Annotated in this window: 11 protein-coding genes; 9 read left to right on the forward strand and 2 right to left on the reverse strand. The window is 66.1% G+C overall.

Going from position 1 to position 12,207, the window contains the following annotated elements; genetic code table 11:
• Positions 1-99: 99 nt before the first annotated feature.
• From WS64_RS28555 to WS64_RS28565, 3 genes are all read left to right on the forward strand, one after another.
• A complete protein-coding gene (locus WS64_RS28555; RefSeq protein WP_060968434.1) occupies positions 100-1,248 on the forward strand; it encodes an FAD-binding oxidoreductase in 1,149 nt (382 codons plus the stop codon).
• Between the two features lie 133 nt (positions 1,249-1,381).
• Positions 1,382-2,245 (forward strand): glycine betaine ABC transporter substrate-binding protein, encoded by an 864-nt coding sequence (locus tag WS64_RS28560; protein WP_059642386.1) that lies wholly within the window; start codon positions 1,382-1,384, stop codon positions 2,243-2,245.
• A gap of 226 nt (positions 2,246-2,471) precedes the next feature.
• Positions 2,472-4,127, forward strand: a complete 1,656-nt coding sequence (locus tag WS64_RS28565) for an APC family permease (RefSeq protein ID WP_060968435.1) — start codon at positions 2,472-2,474, stop codon at positions 4,125-4,127.
• Positions 4,128-4,262: 135 nt separating this feature from the next.
• Here WS64_RS28565 and WS64_RS28570 read toward each other — a convergent pair whose 3' ends face one another.
• A complete protein-coding gene (locus WS64_RS28570) occupies positions 4,263-5,336 on the reverse strand; it encodes a LacI family DNA-binding transcriptional regulator (protein WP_059584365.1) in 1,074 nt (357 codons plus the stop codon).
• 212 nt (positions 5,337-5,548) lie between these two features.
• Here WS64_RS28570 and WS64_RS28575 point away from each other — a divergent pair, with 212 nt between their 5' ends.
• From WS64_RS28575 to WS64_RS35120, 6 genes are all read left to right on the forward strand, one after another.
• Positions 5,549-6,541 carry a substrate-binding domain-containing protein gene (locus tag WS64_RS28575; RefSeq protein ID WP_059643225.1) on the forward strand — a complete coding sequence of 331 codons (993 nt, stop codon included), beginning with the start codon at positions 5,549-5,551 and terminating at the stop codon, positions 6,539-6,541.
• Positions 6,542-6,626: 85 nt separating this feature from the next.
• Entirely contained in the window at positions 6,627-8,186 is a 1,560-nt protein-coding gene (locus WS64_RS28580) for a sugar ABC transporter ATP-binding protein (RefSeq protein ID WP_060968436.1), read from the forward strand.
• The gene (locus WS64_RS28585; protein WP_060968437.1) at positions 8,179-9,186 is read left to right on the forward strand and encodes an ABC transporter permease; all 1,008 of its coding nucleotides are present in this window, start codon (positions 8,179-8,181) and stop codon (positions 9,184-9,186) included. Before WS64_RS28580 ends, WS64_RS28585 begins: the two co-directional genes overlap by 8 nt.
• Positions 9,187-9,188: 2 nt before the next feature.
• On the forward strand, positions 9,189-10,247 hold the full coding sequence (locus WS64_RS28590) for an ABC transporter permease (RefSeq protein WP_167351638.1): 1,059 nt from the start codon (positions 9,189-9,191) through the stop codon (positions 10,245-10,247).
• Positions 10,244-11,137 (forward strand): sugar phosphate isomerase/epimerase family protein, encoded by an 894-nt coding sequence (locus WS64_RS28595; RefSeq protein WP_060968621.1) that lies wholly within the window; start codon positions 10,244-10,246, stop codon positions 11,135-11,137. Before WS64_RS28590 ends, WS64_RS28595 begins: the two co-directional genes overlap by 4 nt.
• Positions 11,134-11,286, forward strand: coding sequence for a hypothetical protein (locus tag WS64_RS35120; protein ID WP_208606874.1), 153 nt, complete (start codon positions 11,134-11,136; stop codon positions 11,284-11,286). Before WS64_RS28595 ends, WS64_RS35120 begins: the two co-directional genes overlap by 4 nt.
• A gap of 22 nt (positions 11,287-11,308) precedes the next feature.
• Here WS64_RS35120 and purU read toward each other — a convergent pair whose 3' ends face one another.
• On the reverse strand, positions 11,309-12,193 hold the full coding sequence (purU, locus tag WS64_RS28600; RefSeq protein WP_060968438.1) for a formyltetrahydrofolate deformylase: 885 nt from the start codon (positions 12,191-12,193) through the stop codon (positions 11,309-11,311).
• Positions 12,194-12,207: the final 14 nt, after the last annotated feature.

Below are 12,207 nucleotides of genomic sequence, written 5' to 3' on the forward strand. Positions count from 1 at the left end.
GCAAGCGGAGCAACTGATGAAACGACCCTCACGTTCACTTCGTTCACTGCCCCCCGCGGGGGCGGTCAGCCTCCTTGGGGCGGCCCTGCGGAGGCTGACATGATGCGAGATGCGGCCAATTTCGAGCCGGCGGACAGCCGGGTGACGCGCCCGGCGTTCTGGAACGCGCTGCCCGAGCGCTGGACGAGCGACGTCGAGGAAACGCTGGTGTGCTGCCACGTGCGGCAGGAAACGCACGACGTGAAGAGTTTCTTCTTCCGTTCGCCGCAGGGCCGCACGTTTTCGTTCGAGCCCGGGCAGTTCCTCACGCTCGAGCTCGACATCGACGGCGAAACGATCAACCGCTGCTACACGATCTCGTCGTCGCCGGCGCGGCCGCACACGGTGTCGATCACGGTGAAGCGCGTGCCGGGCGGCAAGGTGTCGAACTGGCTGCACGACAACCTGCAGCCGGGCGTGTCGGTGCGCGTGCTCGGCCCGGCCGGCGAATTCACGTGTGCAAGGCATCCGGCACGCAAGTACCTGTTCCTGTCGGCCGGCTCGGGCATCACGCCGCTGATGTCGATGAGCCGTGCACACCATGATCTCGCGGAAGATCGCGACATCCTGTTCGTGCACAGCGCACGCACGCCGGACGACATCATCTTCGCGCGCGAGCTCGACCTGATCGCGTCGAACCACACGAATTTCCGCACGTCGTTCGTCGTCGAGCGCGTCGGCGCACGCACCAACTGGCCGGGCGTCACCGGCTTCCTGACGCTGCCGCTGCTGAAGCTGATCGCGCCGGATTTCATGGAACGCGAAATCTTCACGTGCGGCCCCGCACCGTACATGAAGGCGGTGCGCGACCTGCTCGACGAAGCCGGCTTCGATCGCAAGCAGTATCACGAGGAAAGCTTCTCGTTCGAGACGCTCGCGCAGACCGCGAGCGACGAGCTGCTGGCCGATCTCGCGCCGCCGGCCGAAGGCGGCGACGCCGGCACGAAGCAGTACACGGTCAGCTTCGCGAAGAGCAATCGCGAGATTTCGTGCGGCTCGGAGCAGCACGTGCTCGACGCGGCGCGCCAGTCGGGCGTGCGGCTGCCGGCATCGTGCACGCAGGGCATGTGCGGTACGTGCAAGGTGAAGCTCGTGTCGGGGCAGGTCGAGATGAAACACAACGGCGGCATCCGCCAGCGCGAGATCGATCAGGGGATGGTGCTGCTGTGCTGCAGCAAGCCGCTGTCGGATCTCGTGATCGACAAGTAGTCGAAGGCGCCATCGGCTGTCCGGGCGCGTCGCGTCCGGACAAGCATCTGTCGGAAAACAACGATACCGCGGATTTGTGGTTGAAGAACCTAGAGAGACAACGCGCACGGTGCGCAGACCAAGGAGATCGACCATGAAATTGTTCGGAAAACTGTTTTGGGCCGGCGCACTGTCGGCGATGGCGGCACTGAGCGCATCGGCGCTCGCCGATACGAAGCCGACGCTGAAAATCGGTTATGTCGAAGGCTGGGACGACAGCGTCGCGACGTCGAACGTCGCTGCCCGCGTGATCGAGAAGAAGCTCGGCTACGAGGTGAAGCTCGTGCCGGTCGCCGCCGGGATCATGTGGCAGGGCGTCGCGCGCGGCGATCTCGATGCGACGTTGTCCGCATGGCTGCCGGTCACGCACGGCTCCTACTGGAGCGAATACAAGAGCAAGGTCGTCGACCTCGGCGCGAACTTTCCCGACGCGAAGATCGGCCTGATCGTCCCGGATTACGTGAAGGCGAAGAGCATCGACGATCTGAACGCCGAGAAGAGCAGCTTCGGCGGCCGCATCGTCGGCATCGATGCCGGTGCGGGCGTGATGCGCAAGACCGACGAAGCGATCAAGAACTACGGGCTGAGCTACACGCTGATGCCGAGCTCGGGCAGCGCGATGACGGCCGAGTTGTCGCGCTCGGTCGGCGCGAACAAGCCGGTGATCGTGACCGGCTGGGCGCCGCACTGGATGTTCGCGAAGTGGAAGCTGCGCTTCCTCGAGGATCCGAAGAAGGTGTTCGGCGGCGCCGAGCACGTCGACAGCGTCGTGAATCCGGGCCTCGAAACCAAGGCGAAGCCGGTCGTCGCGTTCCTGAAGAAATTCCAGTGGAAGCCGGGTGAAATCGACAGCGTGATGCTGGCGATCCAGAACGGCTCGAAGCCGGAAGCGGCCGCGGATGCGTGGATCGCGGCGCATGCCGACCGCGTGAATGCGTGGACGGAAGGCGCGCAGTAAGTCTCCCGACATACGTCGTACGAATCATCATAACAACACGCCGGGAATGGCATGCAGGAATCCGAAACAATGAGGATGAAATGCAGCCATATCCCGGAATTCTTTTTCGGATTCTGCAAAAAAGCGCGTAAGTTGTTACACTAGCGCCCTTGTGCGGAGTCATCCCGCTTTGTATCGGAGCAGCGTAAACGTTGAAGCGCTTACGCTGATCGAGAGGAGGAATTGGATGAGTCAAGCAGGACTGCGTGCTAATCGCACCAGTGATGTCGAGGCAACCATCTCACATGATTCGACGGGCCACACGCTGCATCGTGGCCTGACGTGGAAAGACGCTTTTTGGGTAACGAGCGGCGTGCCGGCAGGCGTGCTGTTCACGATCGGCGGCGTATGCGCGACGATCGGCCAGCCCGCGTGGGCGATCTGGATCGCCGCGATCACGATGGGGCTGGTTCAAAGCGCGACTTATGCGGAAATATCCGGGCTATTTCCGCATAAATCGGGCGGCGCGTCGGTGTATGGCGCGATCGGCTGGGTCCGTTACAGCAAGCTGATTGCCCCGGTGTCCGTGTGGTGCAACTGGCTCGCGTGGTCGCCGATGCTCGCGCTCGGCTGCGGCCTCGCGGCAAGCTATGCGCTCACGAGTCTCTTTCCCGCCAATGCGGCGGTGCTGCACTGGCAGTTCAAGGCTGCGGATCTCGGGTTCATCAAGCCCGGTCTGTCTTTGCGAATCAACGCGACGTTCATCATCGCGACGATTCTGCTTCTCATCACGTTCAAACTTCAGCACAGCGGTGCGTCGAAGGCCGCGCGTACGCAGCGCATTCTCGGCATCGCGTCGCTCACGCCGCTCTTGATCGTCGGCATCGTGCCGTTCGTCACCGGCGACGTGCCGATGTCGAACCTGCTCCCGCTGCTGCCGCTCGGTCACGACGCGCAGGGCAACCTTACGGCCGCGACCTTCGGCTCATGGAACGGGCAGGGCGTGACGATGGCGCTCGGCGCGATGTTCATGGCCGGCTGGGCGTCGTACGGTTTCGAGACGGCCGTCTGCTACACGCGTGAGTTCCGCGATCCGCGGCGCGATACCGCGAAGGCGATCTTCTGGTCGGGCGCGCTGTGTCTCGTCGTGATGACGCTCGTGCCGATGGCGTTCCAGGGCGCGCTCGGCACCCAGGCGATGCTTGATCCGGCGATCGGCGACGGCACCGGCGTCGCAGCCGCGATGGCGAAGATCGTCGGCGGCGGCGCGTGGGTCGCGAATGCGGTCGTCGTGATGCTGATGCTGTCGATCCTGCTGATCGTGATGACGTCGATGATGGGCTCGTCGCGCACGCTGTACCAGGCGTCGGTCGACGGCTGGCTGCCGAAGTACCTGTCGCACGTGAACGAGCACGGCTCGCCCACGCGCGCGATGTGGACCGACCTCGGCTTCAACCTCGTGTTGCTGATGATGTCGGACTACATGACGGTGCTGTCGATCTCGAACGTCTGCTACATGCTGTTCGTATTCCTGAATCTTCAGTCGGGCTGGATACACCGGATGGATCGCGGCAACTGGGATCGGCCGTTCCGCTGCCCGACGTGGCTGCTCGTCGCGGGCTCGATCTGCGGGTATGCGAACCTCGTCTATGTTGGCGCGGGCGCGAACCTGCAGGGCGAGGGCACGTTGCGTAACGGGCTGATCGCGATGCTGCTGATCGTGCCGGTGTTCCTGTATCGCCACTACTGGCAGGACCGCGGCCGATTCCCCGCGCAGATGCAGCGCGACATGGAGCTCGAAGTGCCGAAGCGCGCGCCGTGGCTGAGCCTGATGCCGTATGCGGCGTTGATCGGCGCGGCGCTGACGATCTGGTTGTCGTACTACTTTGCTTGGGTGAAGTGAGCGCCTGAGACTCGCTCGCCCGGAGCGCACGCACACGGTTTCGGCGCGGCGTCGCGATGTCGCGCGACCTGAATGAAGAACGCCCGGCTGGCCGCAAGGCCGGTCGGGCGTTTTTTTCATGCCGCGTGCGCGTGGTCAGCCGGCCGGCTCTTCGTCGCTCGCGCGCATGTCGTCGTCGAGCGTGCGCATGAAACGCGTCGGCACCATCACGACCGGATGTGGCGCGCTGCTCTCGGCGTCATTGGTATCGAGCAGTGCGAATGCTTCGGCAATCAGCCGCTGCACGTCCTGCCGCAGCATCGTGACGTCGAACGGCAGGCGCGCGGCGAACGGATCCCAGTCGAAGCAGCCGACGGCCGTGCGCTGCCAGATATCCCACGGCAACTCCGACGCGAAACGGACGAGCCCTTCGAACGACGTGATCGAGTTCGTCAGCATGCCGGCAGGCAGCCGGCCGAGCGTCTCGTAGCGTCGCGCGAGCGCCTCGCGCGCGGCGGCGGGCGCGTAGCCGCAACGCTCGATCGCGTCGTGCGGCGGCGGCGGCAGGCCGCGCGCGGCGAACGCGTCGTGAAAGCCCGCGATGCGCATCTCCGTCGCGTATTCGCCGGCGATGCCGCCGAGCAGCATCAGTTCGTTTGCCGAATTGCCGCGCGCGATCATCTTGTCGATCAGCACGTCGGTCAGCGCCCGCGCGCCCGCGCGGTTGTCCGACACGACCGACGGCGCGCCTTCTCCCGGCAGGTCGACGTTGATCGACGGTATGCCGGCCGCGTCGCACAGCGCGTTGAGCGGAGCCGGATTGCGTACGCCAGCGATGAACAGCAACTCGACGCGCTGCGCGAGCAGCGTCTGTGTAACGTTCAGTTCGACGTCCCGGTCGCGCTGCGTGCCGACGACGATCGGGCACAGGCCGCGCCGGCGCGCCTCGTCCTCGAAGGTTTCCGCGAGCCCCGCGAAGAATCGGTTGCGGTAGTGCGGGATGACCATACCCGCCAGCCCCGAACGCGACAGGCGCAGGCCGCGCGCGCTCAGATTGACGTTGTAGCCGAGCGTCTTGGCGCTGTCGAGAACGCGGGCGGCCGTCTCCTCGCTGATCCGGTAGCGCGCCCAGTTACCGTTCAGCACCATGCTGACCGTGGACGTGGATGCGCCGGTCGCCTTCGCGATGTCGTAGATCGTGGACTTGCGTCCGGTAGTCGTGCGGGCCATCTGCGTCGTTGCTCCCCTCGAGTGCGTTCTGGTCCTGATGATGCCGACGGTATGCGTTTCGGGACGCGATTCCCTATCAGGGTTTTCCCATGCTTCCCGTCGGAGCTAAATGGATTCAGCATACATGAAACAGTTTGCTGAATGGATTTAGCAACTGACCGCCATGTCGCGGCTCGAGAGCCCGGCGACGGTCGCCTTCGGATGGAGGAGACATGTCTGTGAACTTCTTGCGCACGGTATGCGCGGGCGTGGCTGCGTTCGCGCTCGCAACCGGTATCGCGTCGGCGTCGCCCGACAAGCCGGTGATCGGCGTCGTCGTGAAGATCGGCGGCATTCCATGGTTCAACGCGATGGATGCGGGCATCCGGAAGCGCGCCGAGCAACTCGGCGTGAAGGCGTTCATGGTCGGGCCGACCAGCGCGGATCCGGCGCTGCAGGTGCGCGCGATCGAGGACCTGATCGCGCAGAAGGTCGACGTGATCGGCGTGGTGCCGAACGATGCCGAGGTGCTCGAGCCGGTGCTGCAACGCGCGCGGGCCGCTGGCATCAAGGTCATCACGCACGAATCGCCGAAGCAAAAGAATACGGACTGGAATTTCGAGCTGGCGTCCGCGAAGGGGTTCGGCGAAGCGTATGCGAAGAATCTCGCCGCCGCGGTAGGCGGCAAGGGCGAATACGCGGTGTTCGTCGGCTCGTTGACGGTACCGCTGCACAACGCATGGGCCGATGCCGCGATCGCTTACCTGAAGGCCAACTATCCGGGCATGAAGCTCGTGGGCGACCGCTACGGCGTGGCCGAGGATGTGGACGCTTCGCGCAAGACCGCGCTCGACCTGATGCGCGCGCATCCGGACCTGAAGGCGATCCTCGCGTTCGGCAGTCAGGGGCCGATCGGCGCCGCGCGCGCGGTTGCCGAGCGGCAGGCGAAGGGCAAGGTGATCGTGCTCGGGCCGTTTTCCCCGGGGCAAGGCAGGCGCCTCGTGCACGACGGCGTGCTGAGCGGCGGCTACATGTGGAATCCGGCGCAGGCCGGCGAGGTGTTCGTCACGCTCGGCACGATGCTCGCGAAGGGGCAGCCGGTCAAGGACGGCACGACGATTCCGGGGCTCGGCGTCGTGCATCCGGACGGCCACAACCTGATCGTGAACCAACTCGTCGAGCTGAACGCGAAGACCGTCGACGATCTCGCGAAGCAGGGGCTGTGAGCGACGCACCCCGGCGCGACGCGTCATGTGACGCGGTCGTTCCACTCGCCCGATGTTCGATTGCAGGCCGTAACGGAGCATAGCGATGATGTCTGCCCATTCCCGCGAAGCCGCGGCGTCCGGCCGGTCGGTCAGGCCATCGGCCGCGTGCGCGGCCGGCGCGCCGCTGCTCGAGCTCGACAACGTGTCGAAGACGTTCGGCGGCGTGCAGGCGCTGCAGCAGGTGCGTTTCGACGTGATGCCGGGCGAAGTGCTGTGCTTGGCCGGCGAGAACGGCTGTGGCAAGAGCACGCTGATCAAGATCGTGAGTGGTGTCCATCGTCCGGAACCCGGCGCGGTGATCCGCTTCGACGGCAAACCGGCAGTCGATCTCGATCCCATGCGGGCGCGCGCGCTCGGCATCCAGGTGATCTGGCAGGACCTCGCGCTGTTTCCCGAGATGACGGTCGCCGAGAACATCGCGTTCGAGCAGAACCTCGGCGCGCGTCCGCGGCTGGTTCACTACGGGCGGATGAAGACGGCCGCGCGGCAGATTCTCGCGCGGCTCGGCGTCGAGCTCAATCTCGACAGGCCGGTGCGCACGCTCACGATCGCGCAGCGGCAGGTCGTCGCGATCGCACGCGCGCTCGTGGCGCAGGCGCGCCTCGTGTTCATGGACGAACCTACCGCGTCGCTCAGTCACGCCGAGACGCAGGCGCTGCTTGCGATCGTGCGCCGCCTGTCGGCCGACGGCATCGCGGTGGTGTTCGTCAGTCATCGGCTCGCGGAAGTGCTCGACGTCTGCGCGCGCGTGACGGTGATACGCGACGGTCGTCATGTCGGCACGTTTCCGACGGCCGGGATGACGCAGACGCGGCTCACCGAACTGATGACGGGACGCACCTTCGACTACGCGGTGCGCACGACCGACCTGTCGACCGCACCGGCCATGCTGCGTGTCGACGGACTGTCGCGGCGCGGCGAATACGATGCGGTGTCGTTCGAGGTGAGGCGCGGCGAAATCCTCGGCCTGACGGGGCGGCTCGGCGCCGGGCGCACCGAGTTGGCGCTGTCGCTGTTCGGAATGACGCGACCGGATGCCGGCACGATCACGCTCGACGGTCGGCCGCTGTCGCTGCGCTCCAACCGCGACGCGATTCGCGCCGGCATCGCCTATGTGTCGGAGGACCGCCTGCAACTGGGGCTGGTGCAGCCGCAATCGATCGGCGACAACACCGCGATCGCGGTACTCGACAGCTTGCTTGGCGCGGCGGGTCTGATTTCGCCGCGGCGGCGCGACGCGCTGATTCGCGACTGGGTCGCGCGGCTCGCGGTGAAGATCGGCGGTCCCGACGACGCGGTATCGACGCTGTCGGGCGGCAACCAGCAGCGCGTCGTGCTCGCGAAATGGCTCGCGACGAAGCCGAAGCTGCTGATCCTCGATTCGCCGACGGTCGGCGTCGACGTCGGCGCGCGCGCCGGCATCTTCGCGATCGTTCACCGGCTCGCGTCGGAAGGGATGGCGATCGTGCTGATTTCCGACGAGATTCCCGAGGTCTACTTCAACGCGGACCGTATCCTGCACATGCGCGACGGCCGGATCGTCGCCGAATACGTGCCGGGCCGCGAGCCGATCGACCACATCGAGCGAGACGTTCATGCGTAACCTGCAACCCTTCGGCATCGGCGCGACCGAAGCGTGGCTGCTCGCCGTGATCGTCGCGATGGCGGTCGGCCTCGGCTTCGCGACGCCGACCTTCCTGACGCTGTCCAACCTGTTCGACCTGCTCAACCAGAGCGCGGTCAACATCATCTTCGCGGTCGGGCTGCTGATCGTGCTGATCGCGGGCGGCATCGACATCTCGTTCGCGGTCGGCGCGTCGGTGGTGCAATACCTCGCCGCGCTGTCGCTCATGCGGCTCGGCGGCGGCAACTGGGCGCTCGGCTTCGCGTTCGCTGCCGGCTTCGGCATCCTGCTCGGCGCGGTGAATGCGACGATCATTTACCGGTTCCGCGTCGTGTCGATCGTCGCGACGATCGCGACCTTCAATATCTTCTTCGGCGGGCTGATGTTCGTGACGGGCGGCGTGTCGATCTACGACCTGCCGGACTGGTGGATGAATCGCATCGCGATCGTGCAGGTCGAAACGACGGGAGGCGTCGCGTCGCTCGGGCTTCCGGTCGCGGTGATGGCCATCGCCGTCGTCGCGACGTGGTTCCTGTTGCGCCGCACGACGCTCGGTCGTCAGCTCTACGCAACGGGCGACAACCCGGAAGCCGCACGGCGCGTCGGCATCGATGTCGCGACGATGCATTACGTCGCATACGGCTGGCTCGGGATGATGGCGGGCATCGCCGGGCTGATGCAGGCGCACTACGTGCAGGAGGTCGTGCCGAATGCGCTGTACGGCCGCGAACTGGACGTGCTCGCGGCCGTCGTGCTGGGCGGCGCGCGGCTCGGCGGCGGGCGTGGCTCCGTGCTCGGCGCAATCCTCGGGATCCTGCTCGTATCGATTACCGCGAACGGGCTCAACCTGCTCGGCGTGTCGCCGTATGCGTTCAAGATGATCGTCGGCGCCGTCATCCTGATTGCGATCACCGTGTCGAGCGACGGCGTCGCCCGGCTGGCCGGCTCGCGCTTCCTGTCGCCGCGTGCGAGGGCATGATCATGAAACATGGGCAATCCCGGCGCCTGGCAGTGCTGTCCGTGCCGGCCGACGTGGCCGGCCTGCTCGGCTTCCTTGCCTGCGTCGTCGTGGCGATGAGCGTAGCATCGGATCGCTTCCTCACGGACGGAACCTTCGTGTCGATCGCGTTCCAGCTTCCCGAGCTCGGGCTGTTCACGCTCGCGATGCTGATGCCGCTGGTGTCCGGCGGCTTCAATCTCGCCGTTACGTTCACCGCGAACATCGCGGGGCTCGCGATGGCGTGGGTGATCCAGTCGCACGGCGGCCCGGAGGCCGGCATCGCAGCGGTCGCGCTCGGCATCGCGGCGGCGCTCGCGACGGGCGCCGCGGCTGGCTGGCTGATCGGCGCGGTGATCGCCTGGACGGGCGCGAGCCCGATCCTCGTGTCGCTGTCGGCGATGATCTTCCTGCGCGGCCTTGGCGAATTCCTGACGCGCGGCGGCGACATTTCCGGGTTCCCGCCGGTCGTGCGTGCGATGGGCAACGGGCTGTGGCTCGGCGTGCCGGTGCCGCTGTGGATCTTCGCGGGCTGCGCGCTGCTGTGGCACATCGTGATGACGTATTCGCGGCTCGGCTTCGTCACGCGGATGATCGGCTCGAACGCGGAGGCGACGCGCTACTCGGGCATCTCGACCACGCGCGCGATCACGCGCATCTACATGCTGTCGGGGCTGATGTGCGGCGTGGCCGGCGTCGTGATGCTGTCGCGCTTCAACTCGGTGCGTGTCGGCCACGGCGAGGCGTTCCTGCTGATCTCGGTGCTTGCCTGCTTTCTCGGGCGTGTCGATCCGTTCGGCGGCTTCGGTCGCGTCGCGCCGGTCGTGATCGCGCTCGTGATCCTGCAGGTGATCGCATCGGGCCTCAACCTGCTCGGTGCGAGCCAGCATCTCGCGACCGCGCTGTGGGGCGCGTTCCTGCTCGCGGTGATGCTGGTGCGCTGGGCATGGGCGCGGCATGCGTCGCGGCCGCGCAGGCCCAGTTCAAGTGCGGCGCCTGCGCTCGGCGCCCTCGAACCCCCTCAACGGAAGGAGACGAAATGAACAAGCTTGGCGTACATGCACTGGTGTGGGAAGCCGGCTGGAGCCGCGACGCGTGCGTGCGCGCGATCGCGAACACGGCCGAGACGGGCTTCGATTTCATTGAGGTGCCCGCGCTCGATCCCGATTCGATCGATGCCGAATTCACGCGGCGCGAACTCGAACGATCCGGCCTCGGCATCACGTTCTCGCTCGGGCTAGACGCGGAATCCGACATTTCGAGCGGCGACGTGCAGAAGGCCGCGCGCGGCAAGCAAAAACTCGAGGCGGCGCTGCGTGTCGCGCGCGATTGCGGCGCGACGCACGTATGCGGGATCCTGTATTCGGCGTTCCAGAAGAATGTCACGCCGACGACGGCTGCCGGTGTCGCGATGTCCGCGGACATCCTCGCGCAGGTGGCCGACATGGCCGCGCAAAGCGGCATCACGCTCGGGCTCGAGGTCGTCAATCGCTACGAGTCGAACGTGCTCAACACCGCGTCGCAGGGTGTCGAGCTGTGCCGACGCATCGCGCGGCCGAACGTGAAGGTGCATCTCGACACGTATCACATGCATATCGAGGAGTCGGACGTGACGTCGGCGATCCGCGATACGGGCGAGCATCTCGGCTACGTGCATGTCGGCGATTCGCATCGCGGGTATCTCGGATCGGGCAACGTCGATTTCACCGCGGTGTTCCGCGCGCTGATGTTCAGCGGCTACACGGGGCCGATCACGTTCGAGAGTTTTTCGTCGCGCGTCGTCGGCCAGCCGCTCGAAGGCATCCTCGCGATCTGGCGCAACCTGTGGGAAGACAGCCACGATCTCGCCGCGCACGCGCTGGCCTTCACGCGCGTGCAGCTCAAGTCCGCGCGCGAGGCACTGAAGCAGGCCGAGCGGAGCCGTCTGCCATGAGCGGCGCGGCGACGGGCGCGCGACACATCGACCGCGAGGCGTTGGCCGCACGGCTGCTGCGCGCGAAGCTGGACGGCAACGATCTGATCAATGTCGACAGGGTGCTCGCGCACAGCCTTCCCGCCGATTTCCTGGCGGGCAGCGCCTGATACAGGCCGGCGCGGCGTCCGCTTACGAAAACACCACCGTCCGGTCGCCGTTCAGAAACACCCGCCGCTCGATGAACGCCTTCACAGCGCGCGCGAGCGTCAGCGATTCGACGTCGCGCCCCACCGCAAGCAGTTGCTCCGGCCGCAGCGCATGATCGACACGCTCGACGACCTGCTCGATGATCGGGCCTTCGTCGAGATCGTCGGTCACGAAGTGCGCGGTCGCGCCGATCAGCTTCACGCCGCGCGCATGCGCCTGGTGATACGGCTTCGCGCCCTTGAAGCCGGGCAGGAACGAATGATGGATGTTGATCGCGCGGTTCGCGAGCTTCGCGCTCGTCTCCTGCGACAGCACCTGCATGTAGCGCGCGAGGATCACGAGCTCGGCGCCGCTCGATTCGAAGAAGTCGAGCCATTGCGCTTCCTGCTGCGCCTTGGTCTCCGCCGTGATCGGGAAGTGCCGGAACGGCAACCCATGCTGCGCGGCGAGCGGCTCGAAGTCGGGGTGGTTCGACACGATGCCGACGATGTCCATCTTCAGCTCGCCCATGCGCCAGCGGAACAGCAGATCCGCGAGGCAGTGCTCGAGCTTCGACACCATGATCAGCACCTTCGGCCTGGCGTTGACATCGTGGATCGCCCACTGGATGCCGCCATCGCGGCCGGCGAGTCCGGCCGCGATCGGCGCGAATTCCTGGCGCAGCGCGTCGATCTGCAACGTCTCATCCGTCGGATGAAAGACGCAGCGCACGAAGAAGCGGTTGCTGAGATCGTCGTCGAACACGTTCAGCGCATCGACATAGCAGCGATGGCGATCGAGAAAGCCGACGACGGCGGCGACCTGACCGGCCGCGCTCGGGCACGACAGTGTCAGGACGAATTGATCGGGGCGGTGCTCGGCGGTCATGAGACTCCTCGGAT

Origin of the sequence: Burkholderia anthina (genome assembly GCF_001547525.1) — a bacterium.
GTDB classification, from domain to species: Bacteria; Pseudomonadota; Gammaproteobacteria; order Burkholderiales; family Burkholderiaceae; genus Burkholderia; species Burkholderia semiarida.

Bases quoted from the DNA above. Each gene is read 5' to 3' on its own strand.
- WS64_RS28570 (WP_059584365.1), bottom strand. From the start codon at position 5,336: ATGGCCCGCACGACTACCGGACGCAAGTCCACGATCTACGACATCGCG.
- WS64_RS28575 (WP_059643225.1), top strand. From the start codon at position 5,549: ATGTCTGTGAACTTCTTGCGCACGGTATGCGCGGGCGTGGCTGCGTTC.
- WS64_RS28555 (WP_060968434.1), top strand. From the start codon at position 100: ATGATGCGAGATGCGGCCAATTTCGAGCCGGCGGACAGCCGGGTGACG.
- WS64_RS28580 (WP_060968436.1), top strand. From the start codon at position 6,627: ATGATGTCTGCCCATTCCCGCGAAGCCGCGGCGTCCGGCCGGTCGGTC.
- WS64_RS28595 (WP_060968621.1), top strand. From the start codon at position 10,244: ATGAACAAGCTTGGCGTACATGCACTGGTGTGGGAAGCCGGCTGGAGC.
- purU (WP_060968438.1), bottom strand. From the start codon at position 12,193: ATGACCGCCGAGCACCGCCCCGATCAATTCGTCCTGACACTGTCGTGC.
- WS64_RS28585 (WP_060968437.1), top strand. From the start codon at position 8,179: ATGCGTAACCTGCAACCCTTCGGCATCGGCGCGACCGAAGCGTGGCTG.
- WS64_RS28565 (WP_060968435.1), top strand. From the start codon at position 2,472: ATGAGTCAAGCAGGACTGCGTGCTAATCGCACCAGTGATGTCGAGGCA.
- WS64_RS35120 (WP_208606874.1), top strand. From the start codon at position 11,134: ATGAGCGGCGCGGCGACGGGCGCGCGACACATCGACCGCGAGGCGTTG.
- WS64_RS28590 (WP_167351638.1), top strand. From the start codon at position 9,189: ATGAAACATGGGCAATCCCGGCGCCTGGCAGTGCTGTCCGTGCCGGCC.
- WS64_RS28560 (WP_059642386.1), top strand. From the start codon at position 1,382: ATGAAATTGTTCGGAAAACTGTTTTGGGCCGGCGCACTGTCGGCGATG.